The 21,239-nt window shown below is 66.8% G+C and carries 13 protein-coding genes; 12 read left to right on the top strand and 1 reads right to left on the bottom strand.

The genetic code is table 11. The annotated features are described in order from the left end of the window. The coding region (locus VGF12_RS22590) for a tryptophan halogenase family protein (protein ID WP_331178297.1) at positions 1-1,439 on the bottom strand (1,439 nt) is incomplete at its 3' end. Positions 1,440-1,623: 184 nt separating this feature from the next. Between VGF12_RS22590 and VGF12_RS22585 the strand changes: the two genes are divergently transcribed. From VGF12_RS22585 to VGF12_RS22530, 12 genes are all read left to right on the top strand, one after another. Further along, on the top strand, positions 1,624-2,856 hold the full coding sequence (locus VGF12_RS22585) for an ROK family transcriptional regulator (protein WP_331178296.1): 1,233 nt from the start codon (positions 1,624-1,626) through the stop codon (positions 2,854-2,856). Continuing rightward, positions 2,856-4,304, top strand: a complete 1,449-nt coding sequence (gene xylB / locus VGF12_RS22580) for a xylulokinase (protein WP_331178295.1) — start codon at positions 2,856-2,858, stop codon at positions 4,302-4,304. Before VGF12_RS22585 ends, xylB begins: the two co-directional genes overlap by 1 nt. Positions 4,305-4,322: 18 nt before the next feature. Beyond that, the gene (gene xylA / locus VGF12_RS22575; protein WP_331178294.1) at positions 4,323-5,639 is read left to right on the top strand and encodes a xylose isomerase; all 1,317 of its coding nucleotides are present in this window, start codon (positions 4,323-4,325) and stop codon (positions 5,637-5,639) included. A gap of 184 nt (positions 5,640-5,823) precedes the next feature. Beyond that, the gene (locus VGF12_RS22570; protein WP_331178293.1) at positions 5,824-8,841 is read left to right on the top strand and encodes a TonB-dependent receptor; all 3,018 of its coding nucleotides are present in this window, start codon (positions 5,824-5,826) and stop codon (positions 8,839-8,841) included. Between the two features lie 58 nt (positions 8,842-8,899). After that, entirely contained in the window at positions 8,900-10,543 is a 1,644-nt protein-coding gene (locus VGF12_RS22565) for a DUF5597 domain-containing protein (protein WP_331178292.1), read from the top strand. A gap of 7 nt (positions 10,544-10,550) precedes the next feature. After that, positions 10,551-12,818: a glycosyl hydrolase family 95 catalytic domain-containing protein gene (locus tag VGF12_RS22560; protein ID WP_331178291.1), complete on the top strand. Its 2,268-nt coding sequence runs from the start codon at positions 10,551-10,553 to the stop codon at positions 12,816-12,818. Positions 12,819-12,820: 2 nt separating this feature from the next. Further along, positions 12,821-14,095 carry a GDSL-type esterase/lipase family protein gene (locus tag VGF12_RS22555; RefSeq protein WP_331178290.1) on the top strand — a complete coding sequence of 425 codons (1,275 nt, stop codon included), beginning with the start codon at positions 12,821-12,823 and terminating at the stop codon, positions 14,093-14,095. Further along, positions 14,096-15,454, top strand: coding sequence for a GH1 family beta-glucosidase (locus VGF12_RS22550; protein ID WP_331178289.1), 1,359 nt, complete (start codon positions 14,096-14,098; stop codon positions 15,452-15,454). It begins immediately after the preceding gene. Positions 15,455-15,510: 56 nt separating this feature from the next. Next, positions 15,511-16,890 (top strand): MFS transporter, encoded by a 1,380-nt coding sequence (locus tag VGF12_RS22545; protein WP_331178288.1) that lies wholly within the window; start codon positions 15,511-15,513, stop codon positions 16,888-16,890. Beyond that, entirely contained in the window at positions 16,887-18,464 is a 1,578-nt protein-coding gene (locus VGF12_RS22540) for a family 43 glycosylhydrolase (protein WP_331178287.1), read from the top strand. The genes VGF12_RS22545 and VGF12_RS22540 overlap by 4 nt, the downstream gene beginning before the upstream one ends. Next, complete coding sequence (locus tag VGF12_RS22535; RefSeq protein ID WP_331178286.1) at positions 18,461-20,053, top strand: GH39 family glycosyl hydrolase; 1,593 nt, start codon at positions 18,461-18,463, stop codon at positions 20,051-20,053. Before VGF12_RS22540 ends, VGF12_RS22535 begins: the two co-directional genes overlap by 4 nt. Continuing rightward, positions 20,050-21,201 (top strand): glycoside hydrolase family 5 protein, encoded by a 1,152-nt coding sequence (locus VGF12_RS22530; RefSeq protein ID WP_331178285.1) that lies wholly within the window; start codon positions 20,050-20,052, stop codon positions 21,199-21,201. The genes VGF12_RS22535 and VGF12_RS22530 overlap by 4 nt, the downstream gene beginning before the upstream one ends. Positions 21,202-21,239 lie beyond the last annotated feature (38 nt).

Here is a 21,239-nt window from a genome sequence, read left to right as displayed (position 1 = left end):
CGCACGAAGTGCTGCAGCAGGGCCTGCGGCTCGATGTGCTCGACGAAGGGGTCGTAGCTTTCAGGCTGCAGGCCCAGGCCGAGGAAAAGCGACACCCAGGAGGGCTCTGCAAAGCCCTCGGGGTCGAAGATCGCGACGCGGCCCGCGCTGCGGAAGAGTTCGATCTGGTGCGCCAGGGAGTCCGGAATGGGCATGGCCGCGCAGTAACGCCACAGCTCGGAGTCGCGCCGCTCGGTCAGCTTGTAGTGCAGCACGATGAAGTCGCGGATGGACTCGTACTGCAGCGCCATGCGGCGGTTGAACTCGGCAGCCAGATGCGGCTTGAAATGCTTGTCCGGGAAAAACTGGATCAGCCGCCCGACGGCATCCATGATGAGCTGGATGCTTGTCGACTCCAGCGGCTCCAGGAAGCCCGACGCCAGTCCGATGGCGACGACGTTCTTCACCCAGCCCTGCCTGCGCCGGCCCGTCGTGAAGCGCAGTTGGCGCGGTGTATCGAGGGCCTTGCTGTCCAGGCCTGCCAAAAGCGTATTTGCGGCCTCGTCGTCGCTGACGAACTGGCTGCAATAGACATGGCCGTTGCCGGTACGGTGTTGCAGCGGGATGCGCCACTGCCAGCCCGCAGTCTTGGCGGTGGACATGGTGTAAGGCGTCAACGGCTCGACACGTTCGCTCGGCACGGCCAGGGCGCTGTTGCAGGGCAGCAGCGACGTCCAGTCCTCAAAGGGCGACTGCATCGCGCCGCCGATCAGCAGCGCGCGGAAGCCCGAGCAGTCGACGAAGAGGTCTCCTTCGACACGGCGGCCGTCCTTGAGCTTGACTGCTGCGACGAAGCCGTCCTCGGGCCGGAGCTCGACATCAACGATCAGCCCTTCGACGCGCTGGGCGCCGCGCGCCATCGCGTACTCGCGAAGATAGGTCGCGTAGAGGCCAGCGTCGAAGTGGTAGGCAAAGGAGTAGGCGTTCGCCGCCGACGGCGCCCCACCTTCGGGAGGCGTGAACCGGTTGCGCCTGGCCATCACCGTGGAAGTGGACCAGTCCTCGTAGCTCGGCAAGTTGTCGACGATGCGCTGCAGGCGCAGCCAGTGCTGCCAGGGAGTGCGGTTCTCGATGGCCGGGCCGAAGTCGCCGAAGCCGTGGAAGAAGCTGTGGCCCACACGCCCCCAGTCGCGGAACTCGATGCCCAGCTTGAAGCTGCCCTGGGTCTTCCTGACGAAGTCCGCACCGTCCAGGCCCAGCGAGCGGTTGTAGGCGCGGATGGGCGGCAACGTGGCCTCCCCGACGCCGATGGTCCCAATCTCGGGCGACTCCACCAGCGTGATCTCGCAAGCCGCCGGGCTACCGGCCTGCGCAAAGCGCTGAGCCAGTGGCGCAGCCGCCATCCAGCCGGCGGTGCCGCCGCCGACGATAACAATCTTGCGGATGGACGGATCTGTCATGGCTGTCTCGGGGCCGGGATTCTTATGGGCCTCACCGGGAATGGCGGGCGGCGCGATCTTCGGCGAGGCCCCGCCCGTCGCGCTAGGTGCTTTCACCCTATTTACTTCGTTCGACGCCCGAACTAATATGAATTCACAAAAGCCCCGGTCCCGCCCACCGAGGCCACACGACACAGGAGACAACGTGCAGGCCGAAGCCGCCGGCAGCCAACAGCTGCTCAAGGTCATCAATCGAATGGCGCTGGTGAGGCACCTCTGTGCCAACCCAGGGCTGTCACGTGCCGATCTGGCCGGAGCCGTGGGCCTGACGAAGTCCACCGTCAGCCTGTTGGTGCGCGAGTTGATCGGCGAGGGCTGGCTGGTCGAGCGCGAAGTCGTCGCCACCGGAGACCTGGGCCGCCGCCCCACACCGCTCTTCATCGACCCAAGCCGCCTGCTGCTGCTGGGTGCCGAGGTTGGCATCGAGTCGGTGCGGGTCGTCGCCACCTCGCTGACCGGCGAGGTTCAGGCCTGCACCGTGGCCAACTATGGCGCCGCCCGCACGGCCAAGGCCTGCATCGCCAGCTTGGCCACGGCGCTGGTCAAACTACGCAGGCAATTGGACGCTGACCAGCAGATTCTGGGCATCGGTGTCGGGCTGCCCGGCGGCGTGAACGAGGCGCGAGGCGTACTGCACTTCGCCCCCAACCTCGGCTGGCGCGACATCCCCTTCGGCACGCTGCTGGCCGCCAAGCTGCAGGACACGACGCTCGCCGGAGTGCCACTCTTCATACAAAACGAAGCCGACGTGGCTGCGCTCGGCGAAATGGAGTTCAACCCCGCGCCAGCGTCGGACCCGCTGTTGTACGTGTCCATCAATCAGGGCCTGGGCGCCGGCGTCATCGTCGGCGACCGTCTGCTGACCGGCAGCCGCGGCTTCGCTGGCGAGGTCGGCCACATGGTGCTGCAGCTCAACGGGCCGCGCTGTTCCTGCGGCCGCCGCGGCTGCGCCGAAGCGCTGATCGCGACACGCGCCATGCTGCACGGAAGCGGCGACGAGGCGGCCCTGCGCTCACTGGCGGAGGTGCGAGTCCACCTGGTCGACGAAGACGCCGAGACGCTGAAGGCCGTCAACTCCGCCGGCCGCTATCTCGGCGTGCTGTTGCAAAACCTGGCCACGGCTTACGACCCCGCCTGCATCGTGCTGGGCGGCAGCGTCGTCGAACTGGGCGAGCCCTTCTTGAAGCCAGCGCTGGACACGCTGTTGGACTACGCGGCCGCAGCCAGCCTGCCGCAGCCCAGTGTGCGCACGTCGATGTTCGGTGCCAATGCCGTCGCTGTGGGCGCCGCCGCGCTGGCGCGCTACCGCCTGACCCGCCCCGCACTGCCGCTGGCCGACAGCGGGGCCATCACGGCCGATGCCGAGGAAACGGCCTGATGTATCTCGGCATTGATCTCGGCACCTCGGAAGTCAAGCTCCTGCTGCTCGACGGCGAAGGCCGCACCGTCGGCACGGCGGGCAGTGCCTTGACGCTGTCCAGCCCCGAACCGCTGTGGTCCGAGCAAGACCCGCACGACTGGTGGCGGGCTACGCAAGCGGCCATCGCCAAGCTGCGCGCCGCGCATCCTGCCGAGTTCTCCGCCGTGCGCGGCATCGGCTTGTCGGGCCAAATGCACGGCGCGGTCCTGCTCGATGCGGCCAATACCGTCCTGCGTCCCGCCATCCTTTGGAATGACGGCCGCAGCCATGCCGAATGCGTAGAGCTGGGTACGGCTGCGCCGCGCCTGCACAACATCGCCGGCAACCTCGCGATGCCAGGCTTCACCGCCCCCAAGCTTCTGTGGGTTCGCAAGCACGAACCCGAGACGTTTGCCCGAGTGAAGAGTGTGCTGCTGCCCAAGGACTGGCTGCGGTTGCAACTTTGCGGCGAGAAGGTCTCCGATCCTTCGGACGCGGCAGGCACGCTGTGGCTGGATGTCGCAAGGCGCGACTGGTCCGATGAACTGCTCGCGGCCTGCGGCCTGACGCGCGCGCACATGCCCCGTCTGGTCGAAAGCAGCGAGCCCGGCGGCGTCCTGAGACCCGAACTGGCCAAGGCCTGGGGCCTCGGTGCAGAAGTCCTCATCGCCGGCGGCGCGGGCGACAACGCGGCTAGCGCCATTGGCATTGGGGCCACCCAGCCGGGGGACGGCTTCATCTCGCTGGGCACGTCGGGCGTTCTCTTCGTCGTCAACGACCGCTTTGCGCCCAACCCGACGTCGGCCGTGCACGCCTTCTGCCATGCCCTGCCGCAGCGCTGGCACCAAATGAGCGTGATGCTGTCGGCAGGGAGCTGCCTGAAGTGGTTCTGCGCCCTCGCCGGCGCCGACGAATCCACCCTGCTGGCTTCGCTTTCGCAAAATGACAGCGCAGTCAATGCCCCCATCTTCCTGCCCTACCTTGCGGGAGAGCGCACGCCGCACAACGACCCCTTTGCACCCGGCGCCTTCTATGGCCTGACAACGCAGACGACGCGCGCCGACTGCACTCATGCCGTGCTCGAGGGCGTGGCTTTCGGTCTCGCCGACGGCTTGGCCGCACTGCGCGAAGCAGGCACGGAGGTGCACGCCCTGTCGCTCGTCGGCGGCGGTGCCCGCAGCGCCTACTGGGCCCAGTTGATCGCCGATGCACTGGACGCCGAGATCCTCGTTCATGACGGCAGTGAAGCCGGCGGCGCGCTCGGTGCGGCACGGCTCGGCTGGCTCGCCACCGGCGCCAGCGTCGACGCCGTCTGCACCCGCCCCGGCATCGCGGCCCGCCACGTCCCCGACCCCGAACGCCATGCCCGCCTGGCTTCCCGCCTGGCGCGCTTCCGTGACCTGTACCGCCGCCTGCGCGGTGCCTGACCTTCAGTCTTCTTCCCCATGACGAGCTATTTCCACCACATCGCCCCCATTCGCTACGAGGGCGCCGACAGCCAGAACGAGCTGGCCTTCAAACACTACGACAAGGACCGCATCGTCCTGGGCAAGCGCATGGAGGAGCACCTGCGCTTCGCCGCCTGCTACTGGCACAACTTTGTTTGGACCGGCCTGGACCCCTTCGGCGGCGCCACCTTCGAGCGCCCCTGGTTTCAGGGCGGCACACCGATGGAGCTGGCCAATGCCAAGGCCGATGCGGCCTTCGAGTTCTTCGCAAAGCTTGGCCTGCCCTACTACTGTTTCCACGACCGCGACGTCGCCCCGGAGGGCGCCACGCCGCGTGAAAGCCACGAGAACTTCCTGCGCCTCGTGGACGTGCTCGGCGAGAAGCAGCAAGCCACCGGTTTGAAGCTGCTGTGGGGCACGGCCAATCTGTTCAGCCACCGCCGCTTCATGTCGGGCGCTTCCACCAACCCCGACCCGGAGATCTTCAAGCTGGCAGCCCTCCAGGTGCGCGACGCGATGGACGCGACGCTCAAGCTCGGCGGCGAGAACTACGTGTTGTGGGGTGGCCGCGAGGGCTATGAGACGCTGCTGAACACCCGCCTGGGCCAGGAGCTGGACCAGCTCGGCCGCTTCCTGACCATGGTGGTCGACTACAAGCACAAGATCGGCTTCAAGGGTGCCATCCTCATCGAGCCCAAGCCCCGCGAACCGTCCAAGCACCAGTACGACTTCGACACCGCGACCGTCTACGGCTTCCTCGTGCGCTACGGCCTCGAGAAGGAGGTCAAGGTCAACATCGAGGCCAACCACGCCACGCTGTCGGGCCACAGCTTCGAGCATGAGATCGCCACCGCAGGCGCACTCGGCATCCTCGGCAGCCTCGACATGAACCGGGGCGACCCGCAGCTGGGCTGGGATACCGACCAGTTCCCCAACAACGTGCCCGAAACGGCCCTGGCGCTGTACCACGTGCTGCAGGCCGGCGGGCTGGGCTCGGGCGGCCTGAACTTCGACGCCAAGGTCCGCCGCCAGAGCATTGACGCGGCCGACCTCTTCCACGGTCACATCGGCGGCATGGACGTCTGCGCCCAGGCGCTGCTGATCGCCGAGAAGATGATCAACGATGGCCGCCTCAAGGCCGCCGTCGACGCCCGCTACGCCGGCTGGGACACGGCCGCTGGCCAGGCGATCCTGCGAGGCCACCGCAGCCTGGGCGAACTGGCCGACCAAGTCCTCGAAACCAACGCCGACGTGGCCCCCGTCTCGGGACGCCAGGAGGTGCTGGAGAACCTCGCCAATCGCTTCTGCGCCTGAGGCCCCCGACGCCCGGACCGCCCCGACCAACCCACCCTGACCGACAGCGCTGCCAATGACGAACACCCTCGCACACATGACACGCGCTCGTGGGTCAGGGCGATGTTGACCCCCGCCATCCCGACGAACCAGCAGTAAGACACACAGGCCAAGAGCCCCCCCGATGACAACGAGAGGAGACACAGTGAACCACTACCGCCGAACCGCCGTATCCCTAGCCGCTGCCCAGGCCGCCCTGCTCTGCAGCGGCCTGGCCTTCGCGCAGACCGCGCCTGCCCCGGCCTCCGCCGCGTCGGCTCCCGACGCCAAACCCCAGCAGACGCAGAAGATCGAGTCCGTCGTGGTGACGGGCCGCCGTGCCGCCCTGGAGTCGGCGCAGCGCATCAAGCAGAACTCCGACGAGATCGTCGACTCCATCGTCGCCGACGACATCGGCAAGCTGCCCGACCGCTCCGTCACAGAAGTGCTGCAGCGCGTCGTCGGCGTCACCATCGATCGCACCATGGCCAAGGGCGACCCGGAGCACTACTCGGTGGAAGGCTCCAGCGTGAACATCCGCGGCCTGTCCTACGTGCGCTCCGAGGTCAACGGTCGCGACACCTTTTCCGCCAACGGCGGCCGCGCGCTGAACTTCGAGGACGTGCCCCCCGAGCTGATGGCGGCGGTGGACGTCTACAAGAACCCGACGGCCGCGCAGATTGAAGGCTCCATCGGCGGCCTGGTGAACCTGCGCACCGCCATGCCGTTCGACTATGCCGGCTTCAAGGGCCAGGTCACCGCCAGCGGGAACTACAACAAGCTGCAAGGTCGGTTCAGCCCTTCCGCTTCGGGCCTGTTGTCCAACCGCTGGATGACGGATGCAGGCGATTTTGGCGTGCTGCTGAGCCTGGCGCACAGCAAGAGCACCACGCGCACCGATCTTTGGCAGGTCGAGCCCTATTACAAGATCGACGGCACACACTGGGCCCCCAAGGGGGCGCAGTGGCGTGACTCCAACTTTGAGCGCAACCGCGACGGCGCCTACGCGGCCGCGCAATGGAAAAAGGACAACGTCAGCAGCTCGCTGACCTACTTCCAATCCAAGTACAAGATGCAGTGGGACGAGAACGCGCTGTTCGCGCAGACCAACCCCTGGAACATCGTCATCGGCAGCGATGCCAAGTACAACAGCAACAACGTCTTTGTCAGCGGCACGCTGACCGCCCCGGCCGATGGCGGCGTCAACTTCGGCGCCGACACGCGCTACATGACGCGCAACTCCAAGACCCGGGACTTGGCCTGGAACCTGGCCTGGAAGGCCAGCGACCGCTGGAGCTTCAGCACCGACCTGCAGTTGGTCAAGTCCGACACGCGCGGTTTCGACTCCACCGTCGCCACCGGCCTGCTGATGCCCAAGGAAAACCTGGATCTGACCGGCTCCACGCCTCGCGTCGTCTTCGACTCGAGCGACTTGGCCGCGCTGCAGAACAAGGCCAACTACTACTGGGCCTTCACGATGGAGCATCTGGACCGCAGCAAGGCCGAGCAGAAGGCGTGGCGTGCGGACGGCAAGTTCAACTTCGACCATGCCGTGCTGCAGGACCTGTCCTTCGGGATCCGCCTGACCGACCGGGATGCAATGACCACCAAGACGGTGCCGGACTACAACTGGTCGGCCATCACTCAGACCTGGCAGCGAGGCTGGGACATCAGCGACGTGGCCTATCTGAGCGACCCGCGCTTCAACGCCCCGACCCGCCTGCACCCGTTCACGAACTTCTTCGGCGGTCAGAGCGTGCCGGCCGTCTATGTGCCCGATGTCTCCCTGGCCAAGGACTACCCGACCAGCTATACGGCGCTGCACAAGTACCACGACATCCGCTGCCAGGAGTTCACGGCGGCCAATGGCTGGGGCAGTGGATGCGCAGCCTGGGCGCCGGCCAGCTTCGGCACCGACCCGGCAGGCAACAACGAACAGCATGAGCGCTCGCAAGCTGCGTACGCCCAGCTGCGATTCGACTTCACCGACTCCGGCACCCCCATCGACGGCAATGTCGGCCTGCGTGCCGTACGCACCGAAATGAAGGCCAGCGGCTACACCGTCTTCAACAACAAGGCCGACCAACCCAACCCGAACCAGACGGTGCGCGGCCTTGCGGTGCCGAACATCGCCAACTTCTCTACGCCGATCAACGCCGAACAGAGCTACATCAATGTGCTGCCCAGCCTGAACCTGCGCCTCAAGAGCACCGACAACCTGCAGTTCCGAGCGGCCGTGGCCAGGGGCGTTTCGCGACCGGACTTCGCGGACATGCAGGCCTACACGACGATGGACCTGACGACGACCAAGCACACGGAGAACAACGACACCGTGCTGGTCATCGACGCCGTCAACCTGTCAGGCACGGCCAACGGCAACCCGCTGCTGAAGCCGATCAAGTCTACGCAGGTCGACCTGACTGCAGAGTGGTACTTCTCCAAGAATGGCTCGCTGACCCTGGCGCTTTTCAACAAGCAGCTGAGCGACATCATCGTCAAGCAGTCGGCCACCGTGCAGTTGCGCGATACCGCCAACAACCCGCTCAACTTCACGGTCACGTCACCAGTGAATGGTGCCAAGGGTCACGCCCGCGGCTTCGAGATCGCCTTCCAGCGTTACCTCGACATGCTCCCAGGCTGGTTGGCGGGCATTGGCGTGCAGGCCAACTACACCTACGTGGACAGCAAGACCAAGCCCTACAACCCGGTCAACTCGCCGTTCTGCGCCGGCACCAGCACGGGCGCAGAGAACCTGAACCTCAACATCAACGGCTGCGACACCGACGGACGCACCTTCGGCAACCTGCCGCTGACCAATCTGTCCAAGAACGCCTACAACCTGGCGCTGCTTTATGACTGGGGCCCGGTCTCTGCTCGCGTGGCCTACGCCTGGCGCTCCAAGTACCTGCAAGGCGTCAACGTCAACGGCACCCGCAACGGCGACGGTCGCCTGGCCGACTCCACGTCCGTGGCCTACGCGTTGCCCACCTGGAGCGACGCCTACGGCCAGATCGACGCCGGCATCACCTACCGCTTCACCGACAAGTTCAGCCTCAGCCTGGAAGGGCAGAACCTGAACAACGCGCTGGCGCGCCAGTTGATGCAGCAGAACATCGGCTTGATGACCCGCGCCGTCAACTACACCGGTCGCCGCTATTCGGTGCAGGCCAGCTACGCTTTCTGAGCTCCGCCCGGGTCCGGCGGCGGTGCCGCCGGACCATCTTGCAACTTCCGGAATCCCGATGAAGAAGACCCCTCTCCTTGCGGCGGTGATGGCCTGCTTGTTCAGCCTGCAAGCCACCGTGGCGGCAGAACTGCCGCGCCTCGTCACACACGACGGCCGCCACGCACTTCTGGTCGACGGCAAGCCGTTCCTGATCCTCGGTGCCCAAGCCCACAATTCCAGCAACTACCCCGCCGCGCTCAAGCAGGTGTGGGACGCCGCCCGCGACATCAAGGCCAACACCGTGCTCATGCCGGTGGCCTGGGAGCAGGTTGAACCGGAAGAGGGGCGCTTTGACTTCAGCTTCGTCGACACTCTCGTCGCCGAGGCCCGCCAACAGCGCAAGCACCTGGTGCTGCTGTGGTTCGCCACCTGGAAGAACACCAGCGCCCAGTACACACCAGCCTGGGTCAAGCTCGCACCCAAGCGCTTCCCGGCCATGCTGGACCAGGAAGGCAAGCCCAGCTACTGCCTTAGCCCCTTCGGCGACGAAACGCTGAAGGCCGACAAGCGCGCCTTCGTCGCGCTGATGTCGCATCTGAAGAAGATCGACGCCGAGCAGCGCACCGTGCTGATGGTGCAAGTCGAGAACGAGGTCGGCACTTATGGCCTGGTGCGCGACTACGCGCCGGCCGCGCAGGCTGCCTTCGAACAAGATGTGCCCGCCGCCGTGCGGGCGCGCAAGAAGGCGCCGGTACCGGGTGCTGCCAGTGGCAACTGGCGCGCTGTCTACGGCGACTACGCCGACGAGTACTTCCACGCCTGGGCCATCGCCCGCTACATCGGCGACATTGCCGCGGCAGGTCGCGCCGTCTACGACCTGCCGATGTTCGTCAACAACGCGCTGCGCAACCCGCTGGAGCAGCCGCCCAAACCCTGGAACAAGAACTTCGCGAGCGGAGGCCCTTCGCACGACGTCATCGACATCTACAAGGCCGCGGCGCCCGCCATCGACATCGTCGGCCCCGACATCTACAACTTCGAGTCCGCACAGGTGAACGCCAACCTGGCCTTGTTCCAGCGCCCCGACAACGCGCTGTGGGTGCCCGAGATCGGCACCAAGCCGGCCTACGGTCGCTTCCTCTATGCCATGCTGGGTCGCGGCGCCATCGGCGTGTCGCCATTTGGCGTTGACTACTTCAACTACAGCAACCATCCGCTGGGTGCCACCGCCACGGACCGCACGCTCGTCGAGCCCTTCGAGCGCATCTACCGCATGTTCGCACCCATCCAGCGGCTTTGGGCCCAATGGGCCTTCGAGGGCCGCACCCAGGGCATCGCCGAAGGCGATGACCGCCAGCCTCAGCAACTGGACTTCCCCGGCTGGACGGCCAAGCTGACGTATCGCCTGGGCCGCTTCGGTGAAGCGAGCTGGGGTGGCGAATTCGCCAAGCCGGCGCCCGGCACCGAGGAGCCCAGCGGCGGTGTGGCCATGGCGCAGATCGCGCCGGATGAGTTCATCCTCATCGGTCACCGCGTGCGCGTTCGCATGGAGCCGGCCGGCGGAACGAGCGGCATGATGCTGCGCGCCGAGCAGGGCCACTTCGACGGACAGGGCCGCTGGCAGATGGAACGTGTGCTCAACGGCGACCAGGTCGACTGGGGCCTGAATCTGCCGGCCGAGCCGGTCATGCTCAAGGTCCGCATGGGCCGCCCACGCTGACGACCGCATGAAGCGACTGCTGTTCTGCTGCTGGCTCGCTCTGGCCTTGTCACCCCTGCAGGCCACCGAGCTGACGCTGCGCTATGCGGCGCCGGCGCCCGACACGCCCCAGGGCTGGGAACAACAGGCCCTGCCCATCGGCAACGGGCGGCTGGGAGCCATGCTGTTCGGCCAGATCCGGCGCGACCGGCTTCAGTTCAACGACATCACGCTGTGGACCGGCGATGCCAAGGTGATGGGCGCCTACCAGCCGTTTGGCGATGTCGTGCTTGAACTCGATGGCGCGACGCCCCCCGTCAGCCAGTACCGCCGCGAGCTGGACATCGCACATGCCCAGCACCGGCTGAGCTATGTGCAGGGCGGCGTGCGCTTTGAGCGCCAGGCCGTGGCCAGCCATCCCGCGCAGCTCATCGTCTGGCGGCTCAGCGCCGACCAGCCCGGCCGCTACAACGGCCGCGTCACGCTGACCGACCGCCATGGCGCTGCAGTCAGCGCGGAGAACCAGACGCTCACCGCCACCGGCGCCCTGCCAAGCGGCCTGGCCTACGCCAGCCAGCTGCACGTGCTGAACGAAGGCGGCAGCATCGCCATCGATGGCAACACGCTGGTCTTTCGCGGCTGCCATGCGCTGACGCTGCTCCTGGGAGCCGACACCAGCTTCGCCGACGGCACGCCGCCGCTGCCACGCGTTCAGGCCCGGGTCTCGGCCGCGAAGCCCTGGCCTGAACTTCGTGCCGATCATGAGCGCGACGTCACCGCCCTGCTCGGCCGCGTGCAGCTCGACCTCGGCACCAGCCCCACCGAGCGCCGCGCGCTGACGACCGACGCGCGCCTGGCCGCGTACACGAAGAGCGGCGCCGACCCCGAGCTGGAGGCGCTGTACTTCCAGTACGGCCGCTACCTGCTCGTCTCCAGCTCCCGCGACTCGCTCCCGGCCAACCTGCAGGGCTTGTGGAACGATCACCTGCAACCGCCGTGGAACAGCGACTACCACTCCAACATCAATCTGCAGATGAACTACTGGCCGGCCGAGGTGACGCACCTGGCCGAGGCCGCCCGGCCTTTCCACCGCTTCGTGACGCGCCTGGTGCCCGAGTGGCGCAAGGCAGTGTCCGAACGTGCCGCACAGGCACTCAGGGATCCGAAGTCGCTGCCACCCGAAACGCCCCCATGGGACAACTCCGTGCAGCCGCCGCAGGAGACCTTCCTGACCCAGGACGGCAAGCCCGCGCGCGGCTGGGCACTGCGCACCGAGACCAATCCCTTCGGCGCTCAGAGCTATCTGTGGAACATGACCGGCAACGCCTGGTATGCCCGCCACTTCTGGGAGCACTACGCCTTCACGCAGGACCAGGCCTTCCTTCGCGAGATGGCTTGGCCGGTGTTGAAGGAAGTAGGCGAGTTCTGGGAAGACCGACTCCAGACCACCCCGGACGGCCGGCTCGTCGCGCCCAACGGTTGGTCGCCCGAGCACGGTCCCATCCAGGATGGCGTGGCCTACGACCAGCAAATCCTGTGGGACCTGTTCGACAACATCGCGCAAGCCGCCGACGTGCTCGGAGACCACCATGCGCGCGACCGCGCCGCTTCGCTGCGTGACCGCCTCGCGGGCCCGCGCGTGGGCAGTTGGGGCCAGTTGCTCGAATGGCAGAACGAGATGAAGGACGTGGTGCTGGACACGCCCAGGGACACCCACCGCCACGTCTCGCACCTGTTCGCTCTGTTTCCCGGCCGGCAGATCTCGCCCGCACGCACGCCCGAACTCGCGGCCGCCGCGCGCAAGACGCTCGAAGCCCGCGGTGACGTCAGCACCGGTTGGTCCATGGCCTGGAAGATGGCCTACTGGGCGCGGCTTCGTGACGGTGACCATGCCCACCACCTGCTGCGCGGCTTGCTGGCGCAGCCAGGCTCCCAAGCCGTCAGGCCCGGTGGGGAGGTTCACCAGGGCGGCACCTATCCCAATCTCTTTGACACGCATCCGCCGTTCCAGATTGACGGCAACTTCGGCGCCACCGCGGCCATTGCCGAAATGCTGCTGCAGTCGCAGGACGGCATCATTGACCTTCTACCGGCGCTGCCCGCGGCTTGGCCGCAAGGCGAGATCAGGGGTTTGCGCGCGCGCGGTGGCTTCGAGGTCGACATCGCCTGGGCCGAGGGTCGCGTCACCCGTGCCACCGTGCGTTCGGTGGCTGGCCCCGGCGGCGGCCGTGTCCGCATTGGTGATCGCGTGATCGACCTGCACCTCAAGCCCGGCCAAGCCAAGACCTTCCACTGACGATGAACCGCATCCTGCTCGCCCTGCTCGCCGCACTGCCGCTGACAGCGCAGTCGCTGGACCTCGATATCGGCCGGCCCGCCCAGGGCTGGCAGGTCGCCATCACCGACTTTGAAGGGGAGGCCCGGCTGACCGGCGACCGTGTCACGGTGCCCAAGCCGGCCCATCCGCGCGTGCCGAACAGCCATGTGGCCGCGCGTCGAGGCGACGACGGCGCGCTGACGCTGCAGTTCACAAACACCTGGATCGCGCAGCTGCGATGGCAGGACGGCGCACCGCTGGACCTCAACTCCTACCTGCCGGAGGGCACGATCGAGTTCGACTTGCGCGTCATCGACCTGGCCCGCGGCGGCATGAAGTTCAAGCTTGGCTGCGGCAAGGACTGCGAGCGCAAGATCCCCTATCTCTTCGCCGGCCGCGAGCTGATCGGCAAAGGCAAGCAACATTTGTCCTTCGCACTGAAGTGCTTCTGGCGCGAGGGAGACGACTTCTCCGCCGTCAACGTACCGTTCACGCTGGAAGGCACGGGCAGCGGCGAAGTACAGATCAGCCGGCTGCGCATCCACAGGCGCGGCAAGGCCACGACGGCCTGCCCCGACTACCGGACGCAGTCCGTCAAACCCGAACGCCTGCAGGAATCCTGGGCCGTCGACTGGTGGCTGCCGCGGCATGAGGCCAAGCTGGCCGAGATCCGCGCCCACCGCGAGGCCGGCCGGCGCGTGGACCTCGTCTTCCTCGGCGACTCCATCACACAGGGCTGGGAGAACGAAGGCAAGGCAGCCTGGTCCGAGCATTTCGCCCGGTACCACGCCGTCGCCCTGGGCTTCGGCGGCGACCGCACGGAGAACCTGCTGTGGCGGCTGCAGCATGGCGAGCTGGACGGCATGGCGCCGAAGGCCATCGTCATGATGATCGGCACCAACAACACCGGCGACCGGCTCGAAGACCCGGCGCTGACGGTGGCCGGCATCCGGAGGAACCTCGAAGAGATCCGCCTTCGGCAACCGCAGGCCAAGGTGCTGCTGCTGGCCCTGTTCCCACGCGGCGAGAAGCCCGACGACCTCACGCGCCGACACAACGCCAGGATCAACGCGCTATTGCCCGCGCTGGCGGACGGCAAACAGGTCGTGTTCCTCGACATCGGCAAAGCGCTGATGAATCCGGACGGCACGCTGTCCAAGGACATCCTGCCCGACTGGCTGCACCTCAGCCCGGCGGGCTACGAGATCTGGGCTCGAAGCCTGGATACCACCCTGAGCCCCTGGCTCCTTCCCTGAATGACTTCCCTGACCTACTCCAGCCCCTTCCCCGCCGACTTCGTGTTCGGTGTTGCCGCCGCCGCCCCACAGATCGAGGGTGCCGCCTTCACCGATGGCAAGGGGGAATCCATCTGGGACCGCTTCAGCCGCTTGCCCGGCAAGGTGCACGATGGCGACACGCTCGACGTTGCCTGCGACCACTACAACCGCTTCGACGCAGACTTCGCGCTGATGGCCTCGCTGGGGGTAAGGAACTATCGCCTTTCGTTGGCGTGGCCGCGCATCTACCCGCGCGGCGACGGTGTGCTGAACCAAGCGGGTCTCGACTTCTATCACCGCCTCTTCGCCAGCATGAAGAAGCACGGCATCACGCCCTGGGTCACGCTCTTCCACTGGGACCTGCCGCAGGCGCTGGAAGACCGCGGCGGCTGGACCTCACGCACGACGGTCGAAGCCTTCGCGCGCTATGCCGACACGGTCGTGAAGGCATTCGGCGGCATCGTCAAGCACTGGATCACGATGAACGAGATCCGCTGCTTCACGCAGTTGGCATATGGCTATGGCACCAAGGCCCCGGGCCGGCGGGAGAGTGCGGCCGTCGTCAACCAGACCTTCCACCATGCGCTGCTGTGCCACGGTCATGGCGTGCGCGCTGTGCGCGAGTTCGGCGGCGCCGGCGCCGAGGTGGGACTGACAGACAACTGCGACGTCTGCATCCCCGTCACCGAAACACCAGCCGACATCGCCGCGGCCAGGGCCTGGTTCCTTGAGATGAACGCCCATGTGCTGGGCGCTATGCACGCCGGCCACTACCCGGCCGACTACCTGGCCCGCGCCGGTGCCGATGCCCCCCAGGTCGAGCCCGGCGACTTCGACCTCATCAGCCTGCCCACCGACCACCTGGGCCTGAACATCTACACCGGCACCTACGTGCGCGCCGGCAAGGACGGCGCGGCCTACGAGGCCCTGCCCAATCCGGTGAACTACCCGCGCGCCGACAGCCCCTGGCTTCGCCTCGTGCCGCAGTCCATCTACTGGGCCACGCGCTTCGCCCACGAGTGCTACGGCCACCAGTCGCTCTACATCACGGAGAACGGCTGCGGCTACAACGACGAGCCGGTGGTGAATGGAGAGGTGCTGGACCTGCACCGCCGCGACTTCCTGCGCAACCACTTGCGCGAGGCCCACCGCGCCGTCGCCGACGGCGTGCCGCTTCACGGCTACTTCCTGTGGAGTTTCATCGACAACTACGAGTGGGAAGACGGCTACCAGCGCCGCTTCGGCATCGTGCACTGCGACTACGAGACGCAGGTGCGCACGCCCAAGCTGTCCGCCCTCTATTACGCGGACGTCATCCGCGAAAGGCGCATCCTGTGAATGCGAGCACTCTGCACCTAGACCGAATCGCGCCGCCCGCCGCGGACCGCCTGCCCATGCGCCAGAAGGTGGGCTTTGGCCTTGGCGCCGTGCTGGACATGTGGGGCCACTGGCTCTATCCCTCGCTGGCCTTCCACGTCTTCAACATCTTCCTCGGCGTCGCCCCCGGGCTGATCTCGACGGTGCAGATGATCAAGATCTTCATCGACGCGGCCAGCGATGCGATCTTCGGCTGGATTTCGGACAACACGCGCACACGCTACGGGCGCCGTCGGCCCTTCATCCTGGTCGGCGGCGTGCTCGCGGGTATCGGTCTGCCGCTGATGTTCGCCGTCGGCAAGGGCTGGACAGACACGCAGTACTTCGTCTTCATGCTCATCAGCATGCTGATCTATGTGCCGGTGATGAGTTGTTTCAACATGCCCTGGGTCAGCCTGGGTTCGGAGATGACGCCGGACTATCACGAACGTACCACCGTGATGGCGATCCGCAACGCCATTCAGAAGGGGCCGGAACTGGCGATGTTCTTTGCTGCCCAGTTCACGACGCTGGCCATCTTCAACGATGCCAACGGCAAGCCCGACATCCTGCGCGGTGCCCAGACCTACTGTGCCATCCTGGGCGCCATCATGGTGGCGGTCTCCATCGCCATCTTCCTGCTGGTGCGGGAGCGCTACTACGAGAAGCTGGTCTCGCGCACGCAAACCCACATCCCACTCGCTGACACGCTGTGGCGCACGCTACGCTGCAAACCGTTCCGCCATGTGTTGCTGATGGCCCTGGCCTACGGCATCGGCACGGCCATGGTGGGCGCCCTGGGCTACTACGCTACCGTCTACTACGTCTGCAAGGGCGACATCGTGCTTGCGACGAAGTGGAACACCGCGATGGGCCTGGCCGGCATGGCCTTTGGCTTCGCAGGCATCCCCTTCTTCACCTGGATCGCGCGCCGCCACGGCAAGCGCGCCGGCCTGGCCACGGTGCTGGCGATGGCCATCGCCGCGTTCATCGGTGACTGGTGGCTGTACGACCCCGAGCTGCCTGTGCTGCAGCTCTTCGCCTGCGGCTTCGTCGCTTTCACGGGCGCCGGCTTCTGGACGCTTTACGGCGCGACCATCGCCGATGTCGTGGACTACGACGAGACCCAGACCGGCCAGCGCCGCGAGGGTTCGTTCTCCGCTTGCCAGTCGTGGATCACCAAGGTCGGGATTGCGCTGGGCGTGGGCGCCTCCGGATGGATTCTGCAATTCACGGGCTTCGACGCCAAGCAGTCCCTCCAGACACCCGAGGCCATCTTCTGGATCCGCATCCTGCTGTCGGGCATTCCGGTCATCGGCCTGGTGCTGGCGCTGATCGCGATCCTGCGCTTCCCACTGACGGAAGGCCGCATGCTGGACATCCGCCGCCAGCTCGAAGCCGCGCGGGGCCACGTATGACGATGTCGCGCCGCATGGCCGTGACGGCAGCGCTGGCCGGCACTGCTGCCGGCACCGCGCTGGCCGCACCGCGCTTCGCCGTCGGTACCGAAGGCCAGCGCAAGGCCGACCTGGGGAACGGCACCTACCTGAACCCCATCGTGGCCGGCGACCATGCCGACCCGACGGTGTTGAAGGATGGCGTCGACTACTGGATGACCTTCTCGTCCTTCCAGTCCTACCCAGGTGCCATCATCTGGCACTCGCGGGATTTGGTGAACTGGGCACCCGTCACCGCAGCGCTCACCCAGCCCATCGGGACTGTCTGGGCCATGGACCTGATCAAGCATCAGGGCCGGTACTTTCTCTACATCCCGGTGCTGAACGACGCCGGCACGGGCATCTACGTCGTCTACGCAGACGATGTGCGCGGCCCGTGGAGCGAGCCCATCGACCTGAAGATCTCCGGCTGCATCGACCCCGGCCATGTGGTGGGCGAAGACGGCCGGCGCTATCTCTTCGTCAACGGCGGCCGGCGCATCCGCCTGAAGGACGACGGCCTCGCCACCGATGGCCCGCTGGAGCCCGATGCATGGGCGCCCTGGCAGTACCCCAAGGACTGGGTCGTCGAGATGTTCGCCCCCGAAGGCCCCAAGCTGTTCCGGCGCGCGGGCTGGTTCTACCTCGTCTCCGCCGTCGGCGGCACAGCCGGGCCACCGACCAGCCACATGGTCACGCTGGCCCGCTCGCAATCGGTCCACGGCCCCTGGGAGCACTGTCCGCACAACCCCATCGTGCGCACGCGAAGCGCCAGCGAACCCTGGTGGTCGCGCGGCCATGCCAGTGTCGTCGAAGGGCCGGCGGGCGACTGGTGGATGGCCTATCACGGCTACGAGAACGGCATGCGCACACTGGGCCGCCAGGCGCTGCTGGAACCCATCGAATGGACGCCGGACGGATGGTTCCGCGCCAAGGGCGGCACGCTGGACCGACCGCTCCCCAAGCCGCGCGGCGGCCAGTCCGGCCGGGCCGGGCTCGCGCTGTCGGACGACTTTTCGAGTGGCCGCTTGGGCCTGCAGTGGGCCTTCCACGCTCCGGGACCGGACGAAGCGGCCCGCCTGCGTTTCGAGCCCGGCACCCTCGTCCTTCGCGGCAAGGGCAAGTCGCTGGCGGACTGCTCGCCACTGACCTGCGCCGTCGGCGACCGCAGCTACGCGGCTTGGGCGGAGCTGGAAATCAGCGGCGCCGCCCACGGCGGCCTTGGCCTGTTCTACGACGAGCGCGGCCATGTCGGCATCGCCTTCAGCACGACGCAGATGCTGACCTATGGCTACGGCCAGGAACATGCATGGATGCGCGAAACGGTGACGACGCGCAAGGTCCGCGTCCACCTCGTCAATCGCGAGAACGTCGTCACCTTCCGCTACTCGCACGACGATGGTCAGACCTGGAAGCAGCACCCCTGGCAGATGGAAGTCTCGGGGCTGCACCACAACGTCTTCGGTGGCTTCGTCAGCCTGCGCGTCGCGCTGTTCAGCGCCGGTGCCGGCGAGGTGCGCATCCGCAACTTCGTCTACAGGGGACTCCCAACGTGACCTCACCACGCAATCTGCGGCGCCGCCAGCTGCTCGCAGCCGCACTGCCGCTCGTGACCAACCTCGCCATCGCCGCGCCGCCGCAGCAGCGCCGCATCGTGATGGACCTGGCACAGGCCAGGCAGCCGCTGGACCGCTTCTTCGACCACTGCGTCGGTGCCGACTACCCCGGCACGCTGTTCCGCGAGGATTCTCTGGCACAGCTGAAGACAGCGGCGGACGAGCTGGGCTTTCGCTACCTGCGCTTCCATGCGATCTTCCACGACGTCTTCAAGACCGTTACGCGCGACTCGGACGGCCAGCTCGTGTTCGACTTCACCGGCATCGACAAGCTCTACGACGCGCTGCTGGCCCGCCGGATCAGGCCCTTCGTCGAACTGGGCTTCACGCCTCTGGCGCTGAAGAGCTCCGACAACAAGATCTTCTACTGGGAGGGCAATACCTCCCACCCCGAGCCCGCCGGCTGGGTCGCCCTCATCGACGCCTTCATCCGCCACCTGCAACAGCGCTACGGCGCCACCGAGGTTCGCAGTTGGTATTTCGAGGTATGGAACGAGCCCAACCTGGACGGCTTCTGGGAGAAGGCGGATCAGAGGGCCTATTTCGACCTCTACACACGCACGGCCAAGGCGATCAAGGCCATCGACCCGGCACTACCGGTCGGCGGGCCGTCGACGGCAGGCGCCGCCTGGGTGCCGGAGTTCCTGGCCCATGCCAAGGCCACGGACTCGCCGGTGGACTTCATCACCACCCATACCTACGGCGTGGACCACGGCTACTTGGACGAGTTCGGCGTCGAGGACCGCATGCTGTCACCGTCGCCTGACGCCATCGTGGGCGACGTGCGCCGCGTGCGCAAGGAGATCGAGTCCTCGCATCTGCCGGGGCTCCCGCTGTTCTTCACCGAGTGGAGCACCAGCTACAACCCGCGCGACCTCGTCCACGACAGCTACATGAGCGCGGCCTATGTGCTGACCAAGCTGAAGCAGACACAAGGCCTGGCCCAGCACATGAGCTACTGGGTCTACAGCGACCTTTTCGAGGAGCCGGGGCCGCCGGACGCGCCCTTCCACGGCGGCTTCGGGATGATGACCCGAGAAGGCATCCGCAAGCCGGTGTGGTTCGCCTACCGCTACCTGGCGCAGCTGGCTGCGCTGCAGGGCATGGAGGTGCCGGCGAGTGATCCCTACTGCTGGGCAGCCACCAACGGCCAGCAGATCCAGGCTCTGGTCTGGGACTGGCGCAACACCGGGCAGAAGGTCAGCAACCGCAGCTTCTTCGGCAAGCCTCAGCCGGCGCGCGACGTTGGCACGGTCTCTGTCGAGCTGCGTCATCTGCCGCCCGGTCGCTACCGGCTCACGCAGCGCCGCACTGGCTTCGAGATCAACGACGCTCACACGGCCTACTTGAAGATGGGGTCGCCCAAGCAACTTGACGCGATGCAGCTGGCCAACTTGCAGGCCCTGACGACCGACCGGCCCGAGGTGCAGCGCGAGCTTCGCGTCGGCACCAACGGCCGAGCCAGCGTGAGTCTGAAGCTGAGGAGCCACGACGTCGTGCTGCTGAGCCTGCAGAGGGCAGGCGCATGAGGCGGCGCCAGGCCCTGCTGGCGTTGATGCCGCTGGCGGCCTGCGGCGGTGGGGGCGGTGCCGAAGCCGCGTCCGCTCCGGCTCCTGCGCCAACGCCTTCACCGGGCGGCATGCGCGACTTGAGCAGCCTGCAACTCAGCCGGCTGATGGGCGCCGGCTGGAACCTCGGCAACGCGCTGGAATCCATAGGCGGCGAGACCGCCTGGGGCAACCCGGCCACGACTCAGATACTGATGACGGCAGTCAGGGCCGCCGGCTTCAAGACTGTGCGCATCCCGGTCTCCTGGAAGCAGTACGCCGACGCCAACGACAACATCAGCGCAACCTGGCTGGCCCGCGTCGCCCAGGTCGTCGGCTACGCGCAGACGGCTGACCTCTACGTGATGATCAACATCCACTGGGACGGCGGCTGGATGCAGCCCACCTACGCGAGCCAGGCGATGGCCAACGCCCGCATCACCAGGTTCTGGACGCAGATCGCCAACCACTTCAAAGCGTTCGACGACACGCTGTTGTTCGCTGGCACCAACGAGGTCATGGTGGAAGGCGACTACGGCACACCCACGGCCGAGTACCGCACCGTGCAAAACGGCTTCAACCAGCAGTTCGTCAACGCCGTGCGCGCCACCGGCGGCAACAATGCCGTGCGCCATCTCGTCGTGCAGGGCTTCAACACCAACATCGACCACACCCTCAACTTCGCCGTCATGCCGGACGACACGGCCAGGGATCGCCTGATGATGGAGGTCCACTACTACGACCCTTACGACTTCACCCTCAACGAGAAAAGCAGTATCTGGCAGTGGGGTGCCGCTGCGCCCGATGCCAGGGCCAAGGTGGCCGGCTTCGACGAAGCCTGGGCCGATGCCCAGTTCCAGAAGATGAAAAGCGGTTTCGTCGGCAAGGGCATCCCGGTCATCCTCGGCGAGTTCGGCGCCATCCGCCGCATCGAACATCCGGGCGCCGAGACCTACCGCCTGGCCTGGGACAAGTACATCGCCCGCTCCGCCTGGACGCATGGCTTGGTGCCGGTCTACTGGGACGCCGGCGCCGCCACTGGCAACCACAGCATGGGGCTGTTCGACCGCGACACCGGTGCCCAGGTCTACCCCGAGATCATCCGCGCCCTGGTGGGCGCCGCCAGTTGACCCGCCGGCCGTAACGATTTCAAACACCGCCTCGCGGA

This window comes from Roseateles sp. (assembly GCF_036404855.1).
Taxonomy (GTDB): Bacteria; Pseudomonadota; Gammaproteobacteria; order Burkholderiales; family Burkholderiaceae_C; genus Pelomonas.
Note: the sequence above shows the minus strand (reverse complement) of the source record. Positions and strands in the feature narration are given on the sequence as shown.

Bases quoted from the DNA above. Each gene is read 5' to 3' on its own strand.
- xylB (WP_331178295.1), top strand. From the start codon at position 2,856: ATGTATCTCGGCATTGATCTCGGCACCTCGGAAGTCAAGCTCCTGCTG.
- xylA (WP_331178294.1), top strand. From the start codon at position 4,323: ATGACGAGCTATTTCCACCACATCGCCCCCATTCGCTACGAGGGCGCC.
- VGF12_RS22565 (WP_331178292.1), top strand. From the start codon at position 8,900: ATGAAGAAGACCCCTCTCCTTGCGGCGGTGATGGCCTGCTTGTTCAGC.
- VGF12_RS22560 (WP_331178291.1), top strand. From the start codon at position 10,551: ATGAAGCGACTGCTGTTCTGCTGCTGGCTCGCTCTGGCCTTGTCACCC.
- VGF12_RS22555 (WP_331178290.1), top strand. From the start codon at position 12,821: ATGAACCGCATCCTGCTCGCCCTGCTCGCCGCACTGCCGCTGACAGCG.
- VGF12_RS22550 (WP_331178289.1), top strand. From the start codon at position 14,096: ATGACTTCCCTGACCTACTCCAGCCCCTTCCCCGCCGACTTCGTGTTC.
- VGF12_RS22545 (WP_331178288.1), top strand. From the start codon at position 15,511: ATGCGCCAGAAGGTGGGCTTTGGCCTTGGCGCCGTGCTGGACATGTGG.
- VGF12_RS22540 (WP_331178287.1), top strand. From the start codon at position 16,887: ATGACGATGTCGCGCCGCATGGCCGTGACGGCAGCGCTGGCCGGCACT.
- VGF12_RS22530 (WP_331178285.1), top strand. From the start codon at position 20,050: ATGAGGCGGCGCCAGGCCCTGCTGGCGTTGATGCCGCTGGCGGCCTGC.